The 23205-nt window shown below is 62.4% G+C and carries 19 protein-coding genes and 1 tRNA gene; 12 read left to right on the plus strand and 8 right to left on the minus strand.

The window, feature by feature from the left end:
* Nucleotides 1–26 precede the first annotated feature (26 nt).
* The 3 genes from arcC to ACB030_RS09035 all read left to right on the plus strand — a co-directional run bounded on the left by arcC (nt 27) and on the right by ACB030_RS09035 (nt 3557).
* Entirely contained in the window at nt 27–953 is a 927-nt protein-coding gene (gene arcC / locus ACB030_RS09025) for a carbamate kinase (RefSeq protein WP_371159192.1), read from the plus strand.
* Between the two features lie 70 nt (nt 954–1023).
* Complete coding sequence (argF, locus tag ACB030_RS09030) at nt 1024–2028, plus strand: ornithine carbamoyltransferase (protein WP_205642938.1); 1005 nt, start codon at nt 1024–1026, stop codon at nt 2026–2028.
* A 122-nt stretch (nt 2029–2150) separates the two neighbouring features.
* Entirely contained in the window at nt 2151–3557 is a 1407-nt protein-coding gene (locus tag ACB030_RS09035) for a YfcC family protein (protein ID WP_371159195.1), read from the plus strand.
* 128 nt (nt 3558–3685) lie between these two features.
* Here ACB030_RS09035 and ACB030_RS09040 read toward each other — a convergent pair whose 3' ends face one another.
* The 4 genes from ACB030_RS09040 to ACB030_RS09055 all read right to left on the minus strand — a co-directional run bounded on the left by ACB030_RS09040 (nt 3686) and on the right by ACB030_RS09055 (nt 6597).
* Entirely contained in the window at nt 3686–4177 is a 492-nt protein-coding gene (locus tag ACB030_RS09040; protein WP_371159197.1) for an arginine repressor, read from the minus strand.
* A 200-nt stretch (nt 4178–4377) separates the two neighbouring features.
* The gene (gene pyrI / locus ACB030_RS09045) at nt 4378–4842 is read right to left on the minus strand and encodes an aspartate carbamoyltransferase regulatory subunit (protein WP_202047622.1); all 465 of its coding nucleotides are present in this window, start codon (nt 4840–4842) and stop codon (nt 4378–4380) included.
* Between the two features lie 17 nt (nt 4843–4859).
* Nucleotides 4860–5780, minus strand: a complete 921-nt coding sequence (pyrB, locus tag ACB030_RS09050; RefSeq protein ID WP_205642941.1) for an aspartate carbamoyltransferase — start codon at nt 5778–5780, stop codon at nt 4860–4862.
* 232 nt (nt 5781–6012) lie between these two features.
* Entirely contained in the window at nt 6013–6597 is a 585-nt protein-coding gene (locus ACB030_RS09055; RefSeq protein WP_371159199.1) for a hypothetical protein, read from the minus strand.
* 202 nt (nt 6598–6799) lie between these two features.
* Here ACB030_RS09055 and ACB030_RS09060 point away from each other — a divergent pair.
* Nucleotides 6800–6876, plus strand: a tRNA-Trp gene (locus ACB030_RS09060).
* 361 nt (nt 6877–7237) lie between these two features.
* Here the strand turns inward: ACB030_RS09060 and ACB030_RS09065 are convergent.
* Nucleotides 7238–7756 carry a class IV adenylate cyclase gene (locus tag ACB030_RS09065; protein ID WP_371159201.1) on the minus strand — a complete coding sequence of 173 codons (519 nt, stop codon included), beginning with the start codon at nt 7754–7756 and terminating at the stop codon, nt 7238–7240.
* A 219-nt stretch (nt 7757–7975) separates the two neighbouring features.
* Between ACB030_RS09065 and ACB030_RS09070 the strand changes: the two genes are divergently transcribed.
* Entirely contained in the window at nt 7976–9865 is a 1890-nt protein-coding gene (locus tag ACB030_RS09070; protein ID WP_371159203.1) for a methyl-accepting chemotaxis protein, read from the plus strand.
* A gap of 324 nt (nt 9866–10189) precedes the next feature.
* Here ACB030_RS09070 and ACB030_RS09075 read toward each other — a convergent pair whose 3' ends face one another.
* Together ACB030_RS09075 and ACB030_RS09080 are read right to left on the minus strand one after the other, a co-directional pair.
* On the minus strand, nt 10190–10717 hold the full coding sequence (locus ACB030_RS09075; protein ID WP_371159205.1) for a lipocalin family protein: 528 nt from the start codon (nt 10715–10717) through the stop codon (nt 10190–10192).
* A 16-nt stretch (nt 10718–10733) separates the two neighbouring features.
* Nucleotides 10734–11636 carry an AraC family transcriptional regulator N-terminal domain-containing protein gene (locus tag ACB030_RS09080; RefSeq protein ID WP_371159207.1) on the minus strand — a complete coding sequence of 301 codons (903 nt, stop codon included), beginning with the start codon at nt 11634–11636 and terminating at the stop codon, nt 10734–10736.
* Nucleotides 11637–11779: 143 nt separating this feature from the next.
* On the opposite strand from ACB030_RS09080, the gene yqhD reads away from it, so the two are divergent.
* The 6 genes from yqhD (at nt 11780) to ACB030_RS09110 (ending at nt 21039) form a co-directional block, all read left to right on the plus strand.
* Nucleotides 11780–12940: an alcohol dehydrogenase gene (yqhD, locus tag ACB030_RS09085; protein WP_371159209.1), complete on the plus strand. Its 1161-nt coding sequence runs from the start codon at nt 11780–11782 to the stop codon at nt 12938–12940.
* A gap of 505 nt (nt 12941–13445) precedes the next feature.
* On the plus strand, nt 13446–14972 hold the full coding sequence (gene pntA, locus ACB030_RS09090) for a Re/Si-specific NAD(P)(+) transhydrogenase subunit alpha (protein ID WP_371159211.1): 1527 nt from the start codon (nt 13446–13448) through the stop codon (nt 14970–14972).
* Between the two features lie 11 nt (nt 14973–14983).
* Nucleotides 14984–16468: a Re/Si-specific NAD(P)(+) transhydrogenase subunit beta gene (gene pntB, locus ACB030_RS09095; RefSeq protein WP_205642947.1), complete on the plus strand. Its 1485-nt coding sequence runs from the start codon at nt 14984–14986 to the stop codon at nt 16466–16468.
* Nucleotides 16469–16788: 320 nt separating this feature from the next.
* A complete protein-coding gene (locus ACB030_RS09100; protein WP_371159214.1) occupies nt 16789–18081 on the plus strand; it encodes a serine dehydratase subunit alpha family protein in 1293 nt (430 codons plus the stop codon).
* A gap of 156 nt (nt 18082–18237) precedes the next feature.
* Nucleotides 18238–19638 (plus strand): L-cystine transporter, encoded by a 1401-nt coding sequence (locus ACB030_RS09105; RefSeq protein ID WP_371159216.1) that lies wholly within the window; start codon nt 18238–18240, stop codon nt 19636–19638.
* Nucleotides 19639–19710: 72 nt separating this feature from the next.
* Nucleotides 19711–21039, plus strand: coding sequence for a CoA-disulfide reductase (locus ACB030_RS09110; RefSeq protein ID WP_371159218.1), 1329 nt, complete (start codon nt 19711–19713; stop codon nt 21037–21039).
* Between the two features lie 199 nt (nt 21040–21238).
* Here the strand turns inward: ACB030_RS09110 and ACB030_RS09115 are convergent, their stop codons facing one another.
* Entirely contained in the window at nt 21239–21994 is a 756-nt protein-coding gene (locus ACB030_RS09115; protein WP_162852238.1) for an outer membrane protein assembly factor BamD, read from the minus strand.
* 116 nt (nt 21995–22110) lie between these two features.
* Between ACB030_RS09115 and rluD the strand changes: the two genes are divergently transcribed.
* The gene (gene rluD, locus ACB030_RS09120) at nt 22111–23091 is read left to right on the plus strand and encodes a 23S rRNA pseudouridine(1911/1915/1917) synthase RluD (protein WP_005324417.1); all 981 of its coding nucleotides are present in this window, start codon (nt 22111–22113) and stop codon (nt 23089–23091) included.
* The last annotated feature ends 114 nt before the right edge of the window (nt 23092–23205 follow it).

Genomic DNA, 23205 nt, shown 5'->3' on the forward strand with positions numbered 1-23205 from the left:
CACACCAAGACTCGAGATCAACACTCATGAAAAAACCAACTGTCGTCGTCGCCCTGGGTGGCAATGCCCTGCTCCGTCGTGGCGAGCCGCTTGAAGCTGACATTCAGCGCAAGAACATCGCCACCGCCGCCAAGACCATCGCCCTGATAGCTCAGGAGTACAACGTGGTGCTGGTGCACGGCAACGGCCCGCAAGTCGGCCTGCTGGCCCTGCAGAACAGCGCCTACACCAAGGTCTCTCCCTATCCCCTGGATGTGCTGGGCGCCGAGTCCCAGGGCATGATCGGCTACATGCTGATCCAGGAGCTGAAAAACCTGATGCCGAGTCGCAACGTCACAGCGCTGCTGACCCAGGTGCAGGTTGACCCCAAGGATCCGGCATTTGCCAATCCGACCAAGTTTATCGGCCCCGTCTATGAGGAAGCCGAAGCCCGCGCCCTGGCCGAAGAGAAGCGCTGGGTCGTCAAGGCTGACGGCAAGTTCTTCCGCCGCGTTGTGCCGTCACCGCTGCCCCAGCGCATCGTCGAAGGCGATGCCATCGAAACCCTGATTGCCCAGGGACACCTCATCATCTGTACCGGTGGTGGCGGCATTCCGGTGACCTGGGATGGCCAGAGTCTGACCGGTATCGAAGCCGTCATCGATAAAGACATGTCTGCCGCCTATCTGGCCAAGCAGATCAAGGCCGACGCCCTGCTGATCCTGACCGATGCCGATGCCGTCTATCTGGATTGGGGCAAGCCGACCCAGCACCCGCTGCGGGTCACCAGTCCGGCCGAGCTGGCTGGCGTCAAGTTCGATGCCGGCTCCATGGGGCCCAAGGTCGAAGCCTCCTGCGAATTCGTCAAGGCAACCGGCGGCATGGTCGGGATCGGTTCCCTGGAAGATGGCCTCGCCATCCTCAAGGGGGAAGCCGGCACCAATATAGTCGCTACCCACAGCGTGAATGCTTGAGTCGTTGAATCACTGCGTAGTTAACAACACTGCCCGAATTGGTCTGACACAAATATAGAGAGAACTCATCATGGCTTTTAATCTGCGTAACCGTAACTTCCTGAAACTGCTGGACTTCACCCCGCGCGAAATCCAATACATGATCGATCTGGCCATCGACCTGAAAAAAGCCAAATACGGTGGCTATGAGCGCAAGCATCTGACCGGCAAGAACATTGCCCTCATCTTCGAGAAGACCTCCACCCGCACCCGCTGTGCGTTTGAAGTGGCGGCCTTCGACCAGGGCGCCCAGGTCTCCTACCTCGGCCCAAGCGGTTCCCAGATCGGCCACAAGGAGTCCATGAAGGACACCGCCCGGGTGCTGGGCCGCATGTATGACGGCATCGAATACCGCGGCTACGGCCAGGAGATCGTCGAAGAGCTGGGCGCCCATGCCGGTGTCCCGGTCTGGAACGGCCTGACCAACGAATTCCACCCGACCCAGATCCTGGCCGACTTCATGACCATGCTGGAGCACGGCAAGGGCAAACGCCTGGATCAGATCAAGTTCGCCTACCTGGGTGACGCCCGCAACAACATGGGCAACTCCCTGATGGTCGGCGCCGCCAAGATGGGCATGGACATCCGCCTGGTTGCGCCGAAAGCCTTCTGGCCGGAAGAGGAGCTGGTTGCCAAGTGCCGCCAGATCGCCGAAGAGACAGGTGCGCGCATCCACCTGACCGAGGACGTGAAAGAGGGCGTGCTGGGGGCTGACTTCCTCTATACCGACGTCTGGGTCTCCATGGGCGAAGCGAAAGAAGCCTGGGATCAGCGCGTCAAGCTGATGACCCCCTATCAGGTCAACATGGACGTCATCAACGCCACCAAGAACCCGGATGTGAAGTTCATGCACTGCCTGCCGGCGTTCCACAACGACGAGACCACCATGGGCAAGGAAGTGGCTGACAAATACGGCATGAAGGGTCTGGAAGTGACCGAGGACGTGTTCGAATCCGAGCACAGTATCGTCTTCGACGAGGCCGAAAACCGGATGCACACCATCAAGGCAGTGATGGTTGCTACGCTGGGCGACTAAGGTCGCAGTAGTGGTGCCGGGGGGTGACCCCCGGCTTTTCGACCATGTGACAGCGGCATAATACCTCCAACCCTACGACCCGCAGCTTGCATGGATACCACACCACAGAAGGAAGCTGGACCATGACCAAATTCAAGTTCCCGTCAGCCTACACCATATTGTTTGTGCTGATCGCCCTGGTGGCCGCCCTGAGCTGGATAGTGCCGGCCGGCAAATACGAGATGACCATGAACGAGGCCCTCGGCAAGGAAGTGCCGGTGGCCGGTACCTACAAGCTGGTGGAGGCCAATCCCCAGGGAATCGTCGACGTGCTGCTGGCACCCATCGACGGCCTCTACAACCACGACACCTATGAGGCTGGCGCCATCGACGTCTCCCTCTTCATCCTGATCATCGGCGGCTTCCTTGGCATAGTGACCAAGACAGGGGCCATCGATGCCGGTATCGAGCGCGTCACCGACCGCCTGCGCGGCCGCGAGGAGTGGATGATCCCGATCCTGATGGCGCTGTTCGCCGCAGGGGGCACCATCTACGGCATGGCCGAAGAGTCGCTGCCCTTCTACACCCTGCTGGTGCCCGTGATGATGGCCGCCCGTTTCGACCCTGTGGTCGCCGCCGCGACCGTATTGCTCGGTGCCGGTATCGGTACTCTGGGCTCCACCATCAACCCGTTCGCCACCGTCATCGCCGCCAACGCCGCCGGCATCTCCTTCACCGACGGCATCTGGCTGCGTGTCGCCATGCTGGTGGCCGGCTGGCTGCTCTGTGTCGCCTACGTCATGCGTTACGCCAAGATGGTGCGAAGCGACCCCAGCAAGTCTCTGGTGGCCGACAAGTGGGAAGAGAACCGTGCCCACTTCCTCGGCAACAAGAGTGACCAGATGCTGGAGTTCACTCTTACTCGCAAGATAGTACTGGGTATCTTCGTCGCCGCCTTCGCCGTGATGATCTACGGGGTGGCCGTGCTCGGCTGGTGGATGGCGCAGATCTCCGGTGTGTTCCTGGCCGCCGCCATCATAGTCGGTGTCATCTCCCGCATGAGCGAGGAGGAGCTGACCTCCAACTTCATCGACGGTGCCCGCGACCTGCTGGGTGTGGCGCTGATCATCGGTATCGCTCGCGGCATCGTAGTGGTGATGGACAACGGCATGATCACTCACACCATCTTGCACAGCGCAGAAGGCATAGTGACCGGTCTCTCCACAGTGGTGTTCATCAACGTCATGTTTGCGCTGGAGCTGGTGCTCTCCTTCCTGGTGCCGTCCTCCTCCGGTCTGGCCGTGCTGACCATGCCGATCATGGCGCCGCTTGCCGACTTCGCCAACGTGGGTCGCGATCTGGTGGTGACCGCTTACCAGTCTGCCTCCGGTCTGGTGAACCTGGTGACCCCGACCTCCGCCGTGGTCATGGGTGGTCTGGCCATCGCCAAGGTGCCCTATGTGCGCTGGCTGAAGTGGGTGGCTCCGCTGCTCGGCATCCTGACCGTGCTGATCGTGGCCTGCCTGAGCCTGGGGGCCCTGCTCTCATAAAGATGACAAGCAAGCAGCAACGGGAGCCTGAAGGCTCCCGTTTTTTATGGGCGCAAGTGATGGGCGCAAAATGACAGGCAATAAAAAGGCGACCAGCGGGTCGCCTCTATCTATTCGGGGGAGGGGGCTTAGCGGGCCTGCGCCAGGGTGCGCACCACGGCAGCATGGGCCTGGCGGGTGCGGCTGATGTGGCGCGGGGCTATCAGCACAACATCGTTGCCGGCGACGGCCCCCAGGATCTCGGGATCGGCGTGGCGATCCAGCAGGCGGGCCACCACGGTCGCGGCCCCCGGGGTGGTGTGGATCAGCACCATCTGCTGGTTGTGCACCACGGCGCGCACCATGTCGTGCACGGAGCGGGTGCTGCCGGCAGGTTCCAGCTGCTCGTCAACCAGCGTGTAGACCTTCTTGCCGTTGGCATTCTGGGCCTTGGCGACGCCGAGGCGGCGCAGCAGACGGGAGATGGTGGACTGGCTGATGTCGGCAAAGCCGCGCATCGACAGCTCGCGGCGGATCTCTTCCTGGGTGCTGTAGCAGTGCTGGCCGATGATCTGGCGGCAGGCATCGAGCTGGGCCAGGTCGGACTCCTGTTCCAGGGGGCGACTGAGGGTCTTGACCATGGCGACTTCCTTTGACGATGACCGATGGCTATCGTGCTCAGTCTGTCACGCCTGCTTTTCATAGTGAAAAACACTGATGACAAGCATTTCGGTAGGTGATGAGCGATGTATAGCCGTTGCGAGATGGCAAATTATAACCAAAGGGGGAATAAGTGATGTGACAGGGGTCAAAAATGGGCCCCGTAGGGCCCGACAGAGTATCAATAGCGTTCGCTGACGATGTCCTGGGTGAAGGATTTCTCGCAGTATTTGCACTTCATCCGCACCGCGCCCTTCACTTCGCGCACCCGGAAGTAGCTGTCCACCGGCTCGTTGTGGGAGATGCAGTTGGAGTTGGGGCAGTGGAACACCCCGGTGATGAACTCCGGCAGCTTCAGCTGGTGCTTCTTCACAACGGCGAAGTCTTCGATGATGTTGACGGTCGCGGTCGGGGCAAACAGCGCCAGCTGGTTGGCCTGCTGTTCGGTCAGGCGGGTGTTCTCGATCTTGATGAGATCCTTCTTGCCCAGGGCGCCTGACTTGAGGTTGAAGCCGACGGTGATCCGCTCCTGGGTCTCGATCAGCTGGAACAGCTTGAGGATCTTGATGCCCTGGCCGGCGGGGACGTGGTCGATGACGGAGCCGTGACGGATGGCTTCGACTTGCAGTTGGTTCTTCTCGGACATGATGTTCCCCTTTTCCCTTAGACGGTTTCGTTCAGTACCAGTGCCAGCAGCGCCTGGCGTGCATAGACCCCGTTTTCCGCCTGCTGGAAGTAGTAGGCGTGGGGGGTCTTGTCGACGGCGACCTCGATCTCGTCGACCCGGGGCAGGGGATGCAGGATCTTCATGGTGGGCTTGGCCCCTTCCAGGGTCGCCAGCTCCAGCACGAACTTGGCGGCCATGTGCTTGTACTCTGTCTCGTCGAAGCGCTCCTTCTGGACCCGGGTCATGTAGAGGATGTCCAGCTCCGGCATCACCTCTTCCATGGTCTCGTGGACGCTGAAGCGGATGCCCTTCTCCTCCAGCTCTTCGCAGAGGTAGTCCGGCATCGCCAGGGCTTCCGGGGAGATGAAGAAGAAGCGGCAGTTGAACAGGCTCAGGGCCTGGGCCAGGGAGTGGACGGTACGGCCGTATTTGAGGTCACCGACGAAGGCCACGTTGAGGCCGTCCAGCTTGCCTTGCGTCTCGTGGATGGAGAAGAGATCGAGCAGGGTCTGGGTCGGATGCTGGTTGGAGCCGTCACCGCCGTTGATGACAGGCACCCGGGAGAACTCGGAGGCCAGACGGGCGGCGCCCTCCTTCGGGTGGCGCATCACCACGGCATCGGCATAGGAGCCGATGATCTTGATGGAGTCGGCCAGGGTCTCGCCCTTCTTGGCGCTGGTGTTGCCGCCGTCGGCGAAGCCGATGATGTTGCCGCCGAGGCGCTGTACCGCGGTCTCGAACGAGAGACGGGTGCGGGTGGAGGCCTCGAAGAAGCAGCTGGCGACCAGCTTGTCTTTCAGCAGGCGGGTGTCGGGTTCGGCCTTCAACCGCTGCGCGGTGGCGACCACCAGTTCCATGTCGGACCGGGTCAGGTCCGAGATGGAGATGACGTGTTTGTTATAGAGTGGATTGGTCATCGTCTGCATTCCCTTTGACATCAATGAAGGTTTTTCTGGCACAAAAAAAAGCCCCTGAAACAGGGGCTCTTTTTAAAAACAACTGGGGATCTGTGGGTCGGAAACCGGAAACAACGGGGCCGCTCTGGTGCGCTCCACCCGTCTGCAAGGCTGCTTTCTTCATCAAAAACGGCATCGTCCTGTCCCGACCTTTTTCAAAACCGGACAGATTATAGGGCTGGTTTTTGAATTGTCAAAAATTTATTTCAGAGGCAGGATTTGCCGGTAAAAACGTTTGAGTGTCGCGAACGGGTCGACAAATCCAGACCTGGTGCTCAGGCTGCAGCGGCAGTCCGTCCGTGGCCATGCTGCGCAGATAGCCGAGCCTGTGGTGCCCTTCCAGCAGACAATATGGCTGCGGCAGGGGTTGGCCATCGGGGTAGCAGGCACCGGGCTCGGGGGCGAGCACTATGATGGGTTCGGACCAGGTGCCCCGGCTCAGCATGTCCTCGCCGAGCCAGGAGCGGCGCACATAGCGGTTGCTGCGCAGCATCTCCCCCCAGCGCTCGATCACCTCCATATGGCGGGAGCCTATCTGGCTTACTACCTTGGCCGTATCCCAGGCCTCGCACTCGAAGTGGTGGCGGGCGAGGTCGATAAAGCTCCAGTTGGACTCAAAACCGCGCCAATGGCGGTAAATCCACTGCATCAGCACATTTTGGGGGATGAAGGGCACCAGGGGAGAGACCCGCTCGAGATAGTCTGGCAGGGACTCGGTTTTGCGCTCATCCCGGAAGTTGAGGGGCGCAAGTTGTTGAAGTAGGCGGTAATTGAGCATGAGCGACCTCCCTGTTGCTGGTTTCACCCTACCCCCATTTATGCCCCATTCCTACCCCGACGGGACTGCAAATACAGCAAGTTACCCCGGCTGGTTGCGGGAATTGCCGCGATTTGCTCGTGAATTGTTCGATCGCATCGAAAGTGAGAAAAAAAGCCTTTACCTTTGATCCCGGCTTTGTATAATTCGCCTCGTTTGTTGCAGGGGCGTAGTTCCAATTGGTAGAACAGCGGTCTCCAAAACCGATGGTTGCGGGTTCGAGTCCTGCCGCCCCTGCCATTTTCAGAAAGGCCAGCTCATTGAGCTGGCCTTTCGCATTTCTGGCTTTCCCTTTTGCCGCTGCCATGCGGCCCCTGTTTTCCGTCGGACTCTTCCTGTCTCCCTCCCGCCATCCGGCCTTGCAAGGGCCTGGTCAGGCCCCCCTTCGCCGGTCGCTGCCGCACCATACTGCCCCGCCGTTTCTGGCAATAGTGCGCCGTATCTCCGTGCTACACCGCCTGAGCTGTGCCACGCGGTGCCGGTGGGGCTGGCCTGTGACTTCCATGGCCGGACCCCGAGCCTGAAGGCCGTCTGGTCAGGGTGAAACGAGGGATCGCCGAGCACAACAAGGTCGCATCTGAGCGGCCTTGTTATTGAGCGGTCAGGTTCGCTGCTGGATCAGCAGGTCCAGATAGGCGCCTTCGATCAGCTGGGAGGGCTCCACATCGAGACGTGCCATGATGTCATGGGCCTCCTGCATCCCCGCCTCGAGCGGTTCGCCATCCTCCAGCACCACCTCCAGCTCGAGAAAGTCGCCGAGCCCCTCGACCCTGTCGAGATGGATACGGGTTCTGCCGACCAGCAACAGGGTGCGCGTCTTCTGCACCCTGCCTATCTGGCCACAGGCCAGACTGAGGGTCTCCCGCAGGCGGTCCGGCTCGCTCGTCGGGGTCAGGTGATAGAAGCTCTCCTTGGGGCCTTGCCGATCGGCGCGGCGGTAGAAGATGAGTTCACCGGCCGAGGGGGAGAGGGTGCGCAGCTTGAGTCGACCTGACTCGCAGCGGAAGAAGGTATCATCCTGCGCTATCTCGACGGGCCCTCGGTCGGCGAGGGCGGCCGCCTTGGGGAGGAGGGCGTCGATCCGCGGGATCCTGGCCTTGATCTCGATATTTCGGGGCATGGTATGAGGGTCTCCTTGGGAACTAGGGTGCCCAACCTATCACAGATATGGCTTGCCAGCGGCGACGGGCATACCACCAGTTTCGTGAACCGCAGCACAGTCTGTCGCCGACAAGTTAGAAATCGAACAGATTCACTAAAGTCAAACCCTGATGGTGCCGATAGTGTCTACCAATATGGGGGTATTCCTGGCCTCCTGTCACCACAAGGATTTGTAGTCATGACACTCTCGTTGCGCGGCAAGCTGCTCGCGACCAGCCTGGGGGTAGTGCTGCTGATGGCTGCCCTGCTCGGTATCGTCGCCTTCCACACCCTCAAAACACGGACCCTTGACGCCATCCAGAGCGAGGCGGTGAACTATGGTCACGCCCACTCTGTGGCCATCGGCAACTGGATGGCGGATCGCAAGCACGCGGTCGATGCCCTGGCCGCCGTCATTGCCGACAATCCCCAGGCGACCCTGGTGCCGCACCTGCTGCAGACCCGCACCTCCGGCGGTTTCGGTCTCACCTATTTTGGCTCGGCGCAAGGGGCCATGACCCGTCACGATCCCTCACTCAACACCGCCAACTATGATCCCAGGGCGCGCCCCTGGTATCAGAACGCCAGCAAGGCGGGCAAGCTGATCGTCACCCCGCCCTACGTCAGCGTGACCATGCAGCAGATGGTGGTGACCCTGGCGGAGCCGGTGAGTCATCAGGGTCAGGTGATCGGGGTGGCCGGGGCGGATCTCTCCCTGGATGCCCTGATCGACGAGGTGCTGGCCATGAAGGTGCAGGGGGAGGGCTACGCCATGCTGCTGGACCGCTCCGGCCTCATCGTCGGCCACCCGCAGAAGGAGCTGGCCCTCAAGCAGGTGGCCGAGCTGGCCCCCGGCCTCACGGGGGCGACCCTGGATGGCTGGAGCCGGGACGGCGAGCTGCACGTCGCCACCATAGCGGGGCGTGAGGTGCTGCTGTCGGTGCAGGGGGTGCCAGGCACCGACTGGCTGCTCGCCATGGTGATGTACAAGGATGTGCTGGAGGCGCCCTTCGCCAGCCTGCTGTGGCAGCTGGTGGGGCTGACCCTGGTGCTGCTGCTGGTGTTCAGCGCCCTGCTCATCGCCATGTTCAACTACCTCTTTGCCGATCTCGGCCGGGTCTCCAAGGCGCTGGCCGACATCGCCCACGGCGAGGGGGATCTCACCGTGCAGATCGCGGCCCAAAGCAAGGACGAGGTGGGGCTGCTGGCCCAGAACTTCAACCTGTTCGTGGCCCGGCTGCACGGCATCGTCAGCCGATTGCGGGATGTCACCGTCGAACTGGCGGCCCAGTCGCGGACCCAGGCGGCGGGGGCAGAGGCCCGCAGCCAGCGGGTGCGCGAGCAGCAGGACGAGATCGTCATGGTGGCGACCGCGGTGACCGAGATGGCGTCCGCCACCCAGGAGATCGCCGGCAACGCCGAGTTTGCCGCCACCACCTCCGGCGAGGCGGTCAGACTGGCCGTGGCCGGTCAGTCCCAGGTCGGCCAGAGCCAGCGCAGCATCAGCGGCCTGGCGGGAGAGGTGGCCGACGCCAGCCAGACCATTCATGAGCTGGATGGCCATGCCCAGAAGATCAGCGGCATCCTGGCCACCATCAGCGGCATCGCCGAGCAGACCAACCTGCTGGCACTGAACGCCGCCATCGAGGCGGCCCGGGCCGGGGAGCAGGGCCGCGGCTTCGCCGTGGTGGCGGACGAGGTGAGGGTGCTGTCGCGCCGCACCCACGACTCCACCGCCGAGATCCAGCAGATGATCGAGGCCCTGCAGCAGACCACGCGCCGCGCCGTGGGGGGCATGGAGACCAGCCGCCAGCTGGCGGGCACCAGCGTCGAGGATGCGGAGGCGGCGAACCAGAGCCTGGCGCGGATCAACGAGGCCATAGGCGCCATCAGCGACATGGCGACCCAGATAGCGGCGGCCGCCGAGGAGCAGACCTCGGTGACTGGCGAGATCAGCCGCAACACCGAGAACATACGCCACGTCTCCCAGACGCTGGCGGAGCAGGCGAAGGAGGAGGCCGCCCAGGCCGCCGAGCTCAAGTCCCTGACCGAGCGGCTGGAGCAGGAGATAGGCCGCTTCAGGCTTTAGGGGCAGACCCCGATGTGACAAAGGCGACCCCGGGGTCGCCTTTATTCATGCGGTGTATGGATCATTTGTCACCATGCACCTGCTGAATAATGCCGTGCCCAGGTTTTGAAACCGGCCCGATCAGGGGCTCAGAGCGGCTTGATGTCGCTGTAGAACTCGATGACCCGCTGGTAGCCGTGCCCTTCGTAGAGCGCCTGGGCACCCTGATTGTCGGTGGCGGTGCTCAGGCGGCTTCGGGCTCGGCAGGAAGCCGGTAGAACGCCCGGTATTGCGCGAACAGGGGGGTGATCCTGGGAATGTCCGGGGGAGTGGCCTGGAAGATCTTCAAGGCGTCTTCCCGGCCGGCTCCTGGCTGACCCAGATCAGCTGGTCGGTGGCAAAGCCCAGCCCCCTGGCCTTGGCGATCAGCGCATCCACCTTCTCCTTCGGCGGCTTGGGGGAGCGGGAGAGGATCCACAGGTAGTCGTGGTTGTAGCTGGTCACCAGGGAGAGCTGGTAGTCGGGGTCGAGATCGATGACGTTGTAGCCGCCGTAGAAGGGGCCGAAGAAGCTCACCTTGAGCCGCGCCTCGTCCGGCTTGTCAACGAAATAGGCCTTGCCCTCGGCCTCGCGCCAGCTGCCATCGCTCTGCAGGCCGCGGTTGAGCACCTTGACGCCGCCATCGTCACGCAGGCTGTAGGTGGCGCTCACCCGCTCCAGCCCCCGCTCGAAGCTGTGGTCGAGGCGGGCGATTTCGTACCAGGTGCCGAGGTAGCGATCGAGCTGGAAGCCGGTGACGGGGCGGATGCCGTCGGCGAGGCCGGTGCAGGCCGTCAGTAGCCAAGCGGTGAGCAGACAAAACAGTGAACGCATGGGGGATCCCTCTCTTTTAGCCTTCGATGATGCGCAGCTGGCCGTCCCGGAAGCGGGAGGCCTGATCCGTCGGCGTGCTGCCGAAGAAGCGCTTGTACTCCCGGCTGAACTGGGAGTTGCTCTCGTAACCGACCCTGGCCGCCGCCGCCCCCGCCTTGATGCCGTCGTGCAGCATCATCATGCGCGCCTTGTGCAGGCGAAACGACTTGATGTACTGCAGCGGCGAGGTGGCGGTGACCGCCTTGAAGTGGTGGTGGAAGGCGGAGACGCTCATGTTCACCTCCCGGGCCAGCTCCTCCATGGTGAGGGGGTCGGCGTAGCGGGCCTCTATCATACGCAGCACCCGGGCTATCTGGCCCACATGGTTGTGGCGATTGGCCAGCGCCTGCAGCGCCGGGCCGCCCCCCTCGTGCAGGGCGTAGAACAGCATCTCCCGCACCGTTTGCGGCCCTAGCACCCGGGCGTGGTGGGGCTTGTCCATCAGATCGATCAGTCGCTCGGCGGCGCAGAACATTTCTTCTGACAGGGGGACAGAGTGGACACCGCTCTTTTGTGGTGCCGGGGCCGGCAGGGCGTCCCCCAGCTCCAGCAGCAGTTCCTGCAGGGTGGCGACGTTGATTTCGAGGGAGAAACCGATGAGGGGCTGCTCGGGGGAGGCGAAGCACTCGCACTCGCAGGGCAGCGGCAGTGTCATCAGCAGGTAGTGGCTGGGGTCATAGCGAAACACCTGATCCGCCAGATAGCCCACCTTGTGTCCCTGCAGTATGACGATCATCCGGGGCTGATAGAGCACGGGCGTGCGGCCGTGGTACTCGGTGGTGTAGATAAGGTTCACCTGCTCAACCGGAGACGCTGTGATGCCCGGGGTGGTGACGTGGCGGGCCAGCCTGGCGGCGAGATCGGCGTAACGGTTGGACATGGTCGCTCCGGATGAATTCTGATGATTTATAGAAATAGGCAAGCAATGTGCAGAATGTTGCCTTGATGGTAGGTGTTGCCTGTAGAAAAATGCAACCAACATTTTGCGGCGCCGCCGCCCCCTCATCCATGAAGGTACTATCGATGCACAATTTCACCCTGCATACCCCGACCAAGGTGCTGTTCGGCAAGGGCCAGGTAGCCCAGCTGCGTGGCCAGATCCCCGGCGACGCCCGCATCCTCATCACCTACGGTGGCGGCAGCGTGGTGCGCAGCGGCCTGCTGGCGCAGATCCGCAGCGAGCTGGCGGGCCTGACCCTGTTCGAGTTCGGCGGCATAGAGCCCAACCCGGCGTACGAGACCCTGATAGGCGCCGTCGAGCTGGCCCGCGCCGAGAAGATCGACTTCCTGCTCGCCGTCGGCGGCGGCTCCGTGCTGGACGGCACCAAGTTCATTGCCGCGGCCGCCCACTACGATCTGGCCAGGGAGCCCTGGCACATCCTCGAGACCGTGGGCGGTGAGGTGGCTTCCGCCATTCCCCTCGGCGCCGTGCTGACCCTGCCGGCCACCGGCTCCGAGATGAACATGGGGGCCGTCATCACCCGCAGAAGCACAGGGGACAAGCAGCACTTCTTCTCCCCCTTCGTGATGCCGCGCTTCGCCGTGCTGGATCCCGTGCTCACCTACACACTGCCGGCCCGCCAGGTGGCGAACGGCGTGGTGGATGCCTTCATCCACACCCTGGAGCAGTACCTCACCTACCCGGTCAACGCCAAGGTGCAGGATCGCTTCGCCGAAGGGCTGCTGCTGACCCTGATCGAGGAGGGCCCCAAGGCGCTGGTGGAGCCGGAAAACTACGACGTGCGCGCCAACATCATGTGGAGCGCCACCATGGCGTTGAACGGTCTGATCGGTGCCGGTGTGCCCCAGGACTGGGCCACCCACATGCTGGGTCACGAGCTGACCGCCCTGCACGGCCTCGATCACGCCCAGACCCTGGCGGTGGTGCTGCCCGCCCTGCTCGATGCCAAGCGTGAGCAGAAGCACGCCAAGCTGCTGCAATACGCCGAGAGGGTGTGGGATCTGCGCAGCGGCAGCGAAGAAGAACGCATCGACGGCGTGATCAAAGCCACCCGCGACTTCTTCGAGCGGATGGGGGTCAAGACCCGGCTGCGGGATTACGTGGCCGATGCCAAGGTGGATAACCTGCTGGCCAAGCTCGAAGAGCACGGCATGACGGCGCTCGGGGAGCACGGCGACATCGATCTCGCCCAGAGCCGGCATATTTATGAAGCCGCCTGGTAACAGGCGAGCGACCAGCTCCGGCCTTGTCCAGGGTTGAATCAGGGGGCCCGCTCCCGCCTTGTGGCGGCGGCGCGGCCCCCGAGTCGTTGCAAAACGGTTACTTTTTCCCCTTTCATCTCATCTGATGAGCCAACGGCATATTTCATAAGAACAAAAAACGCTAAGGTAGAGGCCCGGCAAAACATTTTTTTGACTGGTTGGATCACTTTTTTCAGCGCATTTTGCTGGTATAAGCCCCTAATTTGGTTTGTTTTTTTTAATCATGGTCCGAGATGGGCTGAATTATGTACCCGCCCGCCCGGGGCCGTGGTTGTAATAAAACTCCAAAATTTGATACTAATCACCTTCGCGCCTGAAAAGCGGGGGCCTGACCATGACAGGAGGTTGAGGTAAAGCCTGCTGATTTTCATAACAAAGGGCCCGTGACCTGCACTTTGATCATGCCTTGTCCCCTCAGACATGAGAGACTGGGCAATGATTGTTTATTAACCATCAGGGAATAGTCATGCAGATTGGAATACCGAGAGAGAGTCTCGCCGGTGAGACCCGGGTCGCAGCGACCCCGGCCACCGTCGAGCAGCTGAAAAAGCTCGGCTTCGAGGTCGCCATCGAGGCCGGTGCCGGCCAGCTGGCCAGCTTCGATGATGCCGCCTTCGAGGCTGCCGGTGCCAGCGTGGTGCCGAGCGTCTGGCAAGCCGACCTTATCTTCAAGGTCAACGCGCCGACCGAGGCCGAGATCGCACAAATTAAAGATGGTGCCACCCTGGTGAGCTTCATCTGGCCTGCCCAGAACCCCGAGCTGGTCAAGAAGCTTTCCGAGCGCAACATCAATGTGATGGCGATGGACATGGTGCCGCGGATCTCCCGTGCCCAGTCCCTCGACGCCCTCTCCTCCATGGCCAACATAGGTGGCTATCGCGCCGTGGTCGAAGCCGCCCACCAGTTCGGTCGCTTCTTCACCGGTCAGATCACCGCCGCCGGTAAAGTACCGCCCGCCAAGGTATTGGTGATCGGTGCCGGTGTGGCCGGTCTGGCTGCCATCGGGACCGCCGGTTCCCTCGGTGCCATAGTGCGTGCCTTCGACACCCGTCTGGAAGTGGCCGAGCAGATCGAATCCATGGGTGGGGAATTCCTCAAACTGGACTTCGGTGGCGAAGACGGTGCCTCCAGCGACGGTTATGCCAAGGTCATGTCCGATGAGTTCATCAAGGCCGAGATGGAGCTGTTTGCCCAGCAGGCCAAGGAAGTGGACATCATCATCACCACCGCCCTGATCCCCGGTCGTCCGGCACCCAAGCTGATCACCAAGGAGATGGTCGACAGCATGAAACCGGGTTCCGTCATCGTGGATCTGGCTGCCGCCACCGGTGGCAACTGTGAATACACTGTGCCGACCGAGCTGTTCGTCACTCCGAACGGCGTCAAGGTAATCGGTTACACCGATCTGCCGGGTCGTCTGCCCGCCCAATCCTCCCAGCTCTACGGTACCAACCTGGTCAATCTGATGAAGCTGATGTGCAAGGAGAAGGACGGCCAGGTCGCCATCGACTTCGAAGACGTGGTTCAGCGCAACATGACGGTGATCCAGGCCGGTGAAGTGACCTTCCCGCCCCCCGCCATCGCCGTCTCCGCCGCACCGCAGAAGCCAGCAGCCGCCAAACCGGCAGCCAAGAAGGAAGAGGCCAAACCCTCCAACAAGAAGTTCGTGTTCGGTGCCCTCGGCATCGCCGCCTTCGGTTGGGTGGCTGCGGTGGCACCTGCCGCCTTCCTCTCCCACTTCACCGTCTTCATCCTGGCCTGCGTGGTCGGTTACTACGTGGTGTGGAACGTCTCTCACGCCCTGCACACGCCGCTGATGTCGGTCACCAATGCCATCTCCGGCATTATCGTGGTCGGTGCCCTGCTGCAGATTGGTCAGGGTTCTACACTCGTCACCGCGCTCTCGTTTATCGCCGTGCTGATTGCCAGTATCAACATCTTCGGTGGCTTCACCGTCACTCAGCGCATGCTGAAGATGTTCCGTAAGGATTAAGGGGGTTTAACGTGTCTCAAGGACTGGTAACAGCATCCTATATCGTTGCCGCCGTGCTCTTCATCCTCAGTCTCGCGGGACTGTCGAAGCAAGAAACGGCCAAGCATGGCAACCTGTTCGGTATCGCGGGGATGGCCATCGCCCTGCTCGCGACCGTCTTCAACCCGGAAACCAGTGGCGTGCACTGGATAGTCCTGGCCATGGTCATCGGTGGCGCCATCGGCGTGCGGCTGGCGCTCAAGGTCGAGATGACCGAGATGCCCGAGCTGGTGGCCGTGCTGCACAGCTTCGTGGGCATGGCGGCGGTGCTGGTGGGCTTCAACAGCTTCATCGACTTGCACCCCTCAGCACCGGCTGAAGTCGTCGTCTCCGTCGGCTCCAACCTGGATGCGACCCTGGCTGCGGCCCGGGCGGCGTTCGAGCAGGCGGCCAGTGTCGCCCAGGTCGAGCACCTGTCCGGCGCCATGCTGAACATCCACCTGGTGGAAGTCTTCCTCGGCGTCTTCATCGGTGCCGTGACCTTCACCGGTTCAGTGGTGGCATTCGGCAAGCTGCGTGGCCTGATCTCCTCCAAGCCGCTGATGCTGCCGCACCGCCACAAGCTGAACCTGCTGGCCGTGCTGGCCTCTCTGGCGCTGATGGTTTACTTCGTCAACGCCGGTGGCTCCACCTTCGCCCTGCTGGTGATGACCCTGATCGCCTTCGCCTTCGGCTGGCACCTGGTGGCCTCCATCGGTGGCGCCGACATGCCGGTGGTGGTCTCCATGCTGAACTCCTACTCCGGTTGGGCGGCTGCGGCGGCGGGCTTCATGCTCTCCAACGACCTGCTGATCGTGGTGGGTGCCCTGGTGGGTTCCTCCGGTGCCATCCTCTCTTACATCATGTGCAAGGCGATGAACCGCTCCTTCATCTCCGTCATCGCCGGTGGCTTCGGCTCCGACGGTGTGGCCTCCACGGCTGATCAGGAGATGGGCGAATACCGCGAGACCAACGCCGAAGACGTGGCCGACATGCTGAAGAACGCCAGCTCCGTCATCATCACCCCGGGCTACGGCATGGCGGTGGCGCAGGCCCAGTACCCGGTTGCCGAGATCACCCACAAGCTGCGCGAGCGCGGCGTCAAGGTGCGCTTCGGTATCCACCCGGTTGCCGGTCGTCTGCCTGGTCACATGAACGTGCTGCTGGCGGAAGCCAAGGTCCCCTACGACATCGTGCTGGAAATGGACGAGATCAACGAGGACTTCAGTGATACCGACGTGGTGCTGGTGATCGGTGCGAACGACACCGTCAACCCGGCCGCCATGGAAGATCCGGGCAGCCCCATCGCCGGCATGCCGGTGCTGGAAGTGTGGAAGGCGCAGAACGTCATCGGCTTCAAGCGCTCCATGAACACTGGCTACGCCGGCGTCCAGAACCCGCTGTTCTTCAAGGAGAACACCCAGATGCTGTTTGGCGATGCCAAGGCCAGCGTCGAGGCCATCCTGAAGGCGCTCTAAGGCCGATGGGATGAGACAAGAGGAGGCTTCGGCCTCCTTTTTTATTGCCCGTTTTTCACGGGGCGTGCCAAAACATTGATGGCAAAGGGCCTTGGCCGGGAGAGGGGATCCGCTGCCGGTGGCAGGGCAGCAATCCGGTGACCTTGCTCCCGTGGGAAGGCATAATGGCGGCAAAAGGCGAGGGGCTTCAATTTTATTTGATACTCGCGCACTAGAATCAAATAAAGTGACATGGAAGGGATTGCCCGGCGGGCGGCCCTCCAGATAGCACCCATACCCTCATACGATGCCTGCGGCACAGTGAACCAGAGAAACCACAGATGAAAGCACAATGGACCGATTTTATTACTCTGCTCAAGCGTGAAGTGGTGCCGGCCCTGGGCTGCACCGAGCCCATGTCGGTGGCGCTGGCCGCCGCCAACTGCCGCAAGCTGCTGGGGCAGGTGCCGACCCGCATCAGCGTCTGGGTCAGCGGCAACCTGTTCAAGAACGGCATGGGGGTCGGGGTCCCCGGCACCGGCATGATAGGCCTGCCGGTCGCCGCCGCCGTCGGCATCACGGGGGGCAACCCGGATGCGGGTCTGGAGGTGCTCAAGACCCTCACCCCTGAGCAGGTGGACGCCGCCAAGGCGCTGCTGCCCATCATCAAGGTGGATGTGAAGGATGTGCCTGACGTGCTCTACGCCGAGGTGCTGGCCGAGGCCGACGGTCACAGCGCCCGGGTGGTGATCTGCACGGATCACACCCGCATAGTGCTGCTGGAGAAGGATGGCGAGGTGCTGATGGAGCAGGACAGTGCCCCCGGGGTGCAGATCCAGCCCGCGAAATCCGACAAGCCCGCCATGACACTGCGGGAGATAGTGGCGTTCGCCCTGGCGGTGCCGCTGGCCGAGATCGCGTTCATCCGCGAGGCCGCCACCATGAACCAGGCACTGGCGGATGAGGGGTTGCAGGGCTATGGCCTGCGCATCGGCAAGATCCTCACCGAGCAGGTGGAGCGCAAGCTGCTCTCTGACGATCTGATGACACTGGCCATGCGCCTCTCTTCTGCCGCGTCGGACGCGCGCATGGACGGCGCCATGCTGCCCGCCATGTCCAACTCGGGTTCGGGCAACCAGGGCATAGCCGCCACCATGCCGGTGGTCGCCGCCGCCCGCTTCCTCAAGGCCGATGACGAACAGCTGACCCGGGCCCTGGTGATGAGCCACCTGGTGGCCATCTACATCAAGGCCTACCAGAACAAGCTGTCGGCCCTGTGCGCCGCCAGCACAGCAGCCATGGGCTCGGGCGCCGCCATCACCTGGCTGCTGGGAGGGCAGTTCGAGCAGATCAGCCACTGCATCAACAACATGATTGGCGACGTCTCCGGCATCATCTGCGACGGCGCCGGCAGCGCCTGCTCCATGAAGGTCTCCACCTCCACCTCGGCGGCGGTCAAGTCGTCGCTGATGGCCATCAACAACCTGCACGTGCCCCAGAGCGAGGGCATAGTCTCCGACGACGTGGACCAGACCATAGCGAACCTGGGCCGCCTCTCGAAACAGGGGATGCTGGACACCGACATAGAGATCATCAACATCATGCGGGCCAAGCAACAAGGCAAGGCTGGCTGATGAGGGGGGCGGCACTGGCCGCCCCCGGTTTTTACAGAGATTGACGTCACCCCGAACGGGGGGCGTGCCGCCACGATGCGGCCAGTTTCGGGGCGAGGCGCAGGGTGCGCCCGTCCATCCATCTCGGGCCTCGCCCGTTTATTTTTGGGGAATATCATGACTCTTAGCGTTATCGGTAATCTGGCCATCCTGGTCATGTTGCTGCTGTTTCTCTACCGCTTGCAGCAGACCCACGTCAGCTTCACCCGCCGGGTCTTCTCGGGGCTGGGGCTCGGGGTCCTGTTCGGCTGGGCCTTGCAACTGCTGTACGGCGTCGGCTCCGAGGTGCTGGTCCAGACCGGCGACTACCTGGATCTGGTCGGCAGCGGCTATGTGAAGCTGCTGCAGATGATCATCATCCCGCTGATCATGGTCTCCATCATAGGCGCCATCCTCAAGCTGAGCGGCGGCACGGCGCTCGGCAAGATCAGCGCCCTGACCATAGGGGGGCTGATCTTCACCACCATGATCGCCGCCGGGGCGGGGATACTGATGTCCAACCTGTTCGGCCTGAGTGCCGAGGGGCTGGTTGCCGGCGCCGCCGAGACGGCCCGTGGCGCGGCCCTGCAGACCAGCCTCGGCAGCGTCGAGAGCATGTCCCTCCCCAAGATGGTGCTGGAGTTCATCCCGGCCAACCCCTTCCTCGACATGACGGGGGCACGCAAGACCTCCACCATAGCCGTGGTGATCTTCTCCATCTTCATCGGCCTGTCCGCCACCGGCATCGCCCGCAAGCAGCCCGAGATCTTCGCCAGCTTCGAGCGCTTCATGCAGGTCGCCCACGCCATCGTCATGCGGATGGTGACCCTGGTGCTGCGCCTCACCCCCTATGGCGTGCTGGCGCTGATGGCCAAGGTGGTGTCCGGCTCCAACTACGCGGACATCATCAACCTGCTGAACTTCGTGCTGGCCTCTTACGGCGCCATCGCCATCATGTTCCTGGTGCACCTGCTGCTGGTGAGCCTGGTGGGCATCAACCCGCTGCGCTTCCTCAAGAAGATCATGCCGGTGCTTGCCTTCGCCTTCACCTCGCGCACCAGTGCGGGATCCATCCCGATGAACGTGCAGACCCAGACCCGGGCCCTCGGCATCCCGGCGGGCATAGCCAACTTCGCCGCCTCCTTCGGCGCCACCATAGGCCAGAACGGCTGCGCCGGCATCTACCCGGCCATGCTGGCGGTGATGATAGCGCCGACCGTGGGGGTCAATCCCCTGGATCCCGGCTTCATCATGACACTCATCGCCATCATCACAGTCAGCTCCTTCGGGGTGGCCGGTGTGGGGGGCGGCGCCACCTTCGCGGCGCTGATCGTGCTCTCCGCCCTGGACTTCCCGGTGGCCCTGGCGGGGCTGCTCATCTCCATTGAGCCCCTCATCGACATGGGCCGCACCGCCCTCAACGTCTCAGGATCCATCACGGCCGGCACCCTCACCAGCCGGCTGATGGGGCAGACCGACATGGCGGTCTTCAACGGCGATGCCGAGGTAAGCCTGGACGGGGAAGAGTCCGCGGTCTGACCGGATCTTATCTTCCGATTTGTTTATGAAAAGGGGAGGCGAGGCCTCCCCTGTCGTGACTGGAGTCAAGCTATGCGTATTGTGATCATAGGTGGCGAAGCCGCCGGCATGAGTGCGGCGGCCAAGGCGCGCCGTCTGGCCAGGGATGCCGAGATTGTGGTCTATGAAGCCTCAGAGGTGATCTCCTTCGGCGCCTGCGGTCTGCCCTACTTCGTGGGGGACGATTTCCAGGAGCCTGGCTACATGGCCGAATTTACCCCGGAACAGTTCGCCGCCAAGGGCATAGAGGTCAAGATTGGCCATCGGGTGCTGGGCGTCGACGCGACTGCCCAGACCCTGCGGGTGGAGCACCAGGGCGACAGCTTCAGCGACAGCTACGATCGGCTGATGATCGCCACAGGTGCCCGCGAACAGATGCCCCCCATCCCCGGCTTGCAGCAAGAAGGTGTGTTCGGCCTGCGCCGCATGGGCGATGGGCTGGCGCTCAAGGGGGCTGTGCAGGATCCGCGCAACAAGAAGGCGGTGGTGATCGGCTCCGGCTTTATCGGGCTGGAGGTGGTCGAGGCCCTGGTCCATCAGGGCAAGGAGGTGCGCCTCATCGAGCTGGCGGACAGGGTCATCCCCGATGCCTTCGACAGCGAGATCACCCAACACATCGAGACCGAGCTGCGGGAGCAGGGGGTCTGCCTGCACCTCGGCGAGCGGGTCGAGGCCTTGCTCGGTGAAGGTCGGGTAACCGGCGTGCGCACCGACCAGGGTGAGTACGAGGCCGATATAGTGGTGGTCTGCACCGGGGTCAGACCCAACACCGAGTTCCTGGCCGACAGCGGCATAGTGCGGCTCGGCAACGGCGCCATCAAGGTCGACCGTCAGGGGCGCAGCTCGCTGCCCAATGTCTGGTCGGCGGGGGATTGCGCCAGCGTCTGGCACAGCGTCAAGCAGCAGCAGGTCTATGTGCCGCTCGCCACCATCGCCAACAAGCTGGGGCGCATGGTGGGGGAGAACCTGGCGGGGGCCGAGCAGGAATTTCCGGGCACGCTCGGCTCGGCGGCGCTCAAGGTGCTGGGGCTGGAGGCGGGTCGCACCGGGCTTTCTGAGAAAGAGGCCCAACAATTGGGCATCGACTACAGCACAGTGGTGATCAAGGACAAGTGCCACACCAACTACTGCCCGGGCCAGTCAGACATCCATGTCAAGCTGGTCTATGAGGCGGGCAGCAAGCGGCTGCTGGGTGGGCAGATCCTGGGGCGCAAGGGGGCGGTACACCGCATCGACGCCCTGGCGGTGGCCATCACCATGGGGGTCACCACGGATCAGCTCGGCATGCTGGACTTCGCCTACGCACCGCCCTTCTCCCGCACCTGGGATGTGCTTAACGTGGCGGGCAACGTCGCCAAGTAGTCCGATGGTCATGGCGGCACCTGCCCATGCGCTCTTTTCCCTGACGTGGGATGTGCTTAACGTAGCGGGCAACGTGGCCAAGGAGCTGGATGAAGATGACGGCGCATGCAGGGCGCCGTCATGGGAGGCGCACTCTGCGCGGAGATTGCAGCCATAAAAAAACCGATGCCTTGGCATCGGTTTTTTGTCCCCGTCATGCTCAGCCGCGGCCGAGGCGATTGTCCGGGTAGTTCTTGGCCAGCACCTCGCGGGCGTGGCGGGCCAGGGTCGGCATCTTCAGGGTATCGTAGGCGTTGACCATGATCTCCAGTGCCTTCTCTGTCTCGACGGTGTCGGGATAGGTCTCGACCACCAGCTTGGCGCGGTTGGCGGCGGCGATCAGGGCATCACGCTTCACGTAATACTCGGCCACCCCCAGATCGTAGCGGGCGAGGCGGGTCTTCAGACCGACCATGCGGGCACGGGCATCGGCCGCATACTGGCTGTTGGGGTAGTTCTGCAGCAGGGTCTTGAAGTCCTGGAAGGCCTGACGGGCGTAGGAGGGGTCCTTGTCGTCCCGATCGATGCCCAGGAAGTCCTGGAAGAAGTTGTAATCTGCCGCCATGTTGGTCAGACCGCGCATGTAGAACACGTAATCGATGTTCTTGTGCGCCGGGTTGAGGCGGATGAAGCGGTCGATATTGGCGATCGCCTGGGCGGTATCATCCTGCTTGTAGTAGGCGTAGATGAGATCGAGCTGCACCTGGTTGGAGTAGGCGCCGAACGGATAACGAGAGTCCAGGGCTTCCAGCAACTCGATGGCATTCAGGTAGTTGCCTGTGTCCAGTTTGAGACGGGCTTTCTGGTACAGAACTTCCGGCGGTTCGTCGGGAACCTTGGGTTTGGTGCTGGAACAGCCAGTGATCAGCGTAGCGACCAAGGCGAGCGACATCAGCAGGCGAGACTTCTTTCCCATCAACAACATCCGGTCCATTTCCACGAAATTGGCAAAGTATCCGTTATGCTTGGCTAAAAGAAAAGCTAGAATACCCGGATTATTTCGAATTGATACCCCCGCTCAAGAGACCATACATGAGCCAGCATATTGAACTGACAGGCGAATTTCAGGATCACCAATTCGGGCAGCGACTCGACCAGGCCCTGGCCGAATTGTTTCCAGACTACTCCCGCACCCGCATCAAGGAGTGGATTTTACAGGACAGAGTGACCCTGGACGGTCAGGTTGCCAATACCCCGCGCGAGAAAGTGGTGGCCGGGCAGCAGGTACATGTAGATGTCGAGTTGGAAGATGACACCCGCTGGGATGCCCAGAACATCGACCTCAACATCGTCTATGAAGATGAACACATTCTGGTGATCGACAAGCCGGCCGGTCTGGTGGTTCACCCGGGCGCCGGCACGCCGGACGGCACCATACTCAACGCCCTGCTGCACCGTTACCCCGGCATCGCCGAGGTCCCCCGTGCCGGCATAGTGCACCGTCTGGATAAAGACACCACTGGCCTGATGGTGGTTGCCAAGACGATCCCGGCCCAGACCCATCTGGTGGAAGCGCTGCAGGCGCGTCAGATCACCCGTGAGTATGAGGCCGTCGCCATAGGTCACATGACCGCAGGTGGTACCGTCGATGCTCCTATCGGTCGTCACCCGACCCAGCGTACCCACATGGCCGTGGTGCCCAATGGCCGTCCTTCCGTGACCCACTACCGGGTGCACGAGAAGTTCCGTGGCCACACCCGCCTGCGTCTGCGCCTGGAAACCGGTCGTACCCACCAGATCCGTGTCCACATGGCTCACATCAAGCATCCGCTGGTGGGGGATCCCGCTTACGGTGGCCGTCTGCGCCTGCTGCGCAATGCGACCCCTGAGCTGACCCTGGCCCTGCGCAACTTCAACCGCCAGGCGCTGCACGCCACCATGCTGAAGCTGGCTCACCCCATCACCGGCGAAGTCATGGAGTGGCACTCTGCCACGCCGCAAGACATGCTGGATCTGATGGAAGTGCTGCGTGCTGATACGCTCGCCAACCCGGACGACTTAGTCTGGAGTTGATGCCAGGTCGGTACCGATGAGAGTGCTGCGTACAGTTATCACCCTGGCCAACCCGGACGATTTAGTCTGGAGCTGATGCGATAGGGCCTGCGTCGGTTTCTGCCGTCGTCCGGC

Origin of the sequence: Aeromonas sp. S16(2024) (assembly GCF_041403065.1) — a bacterium.
Lineage (GTDB): Bacteria > Pseudomonadota > Gammaproteobacteria > Enterobacterales > Aeromonadaceae > Aeromonas.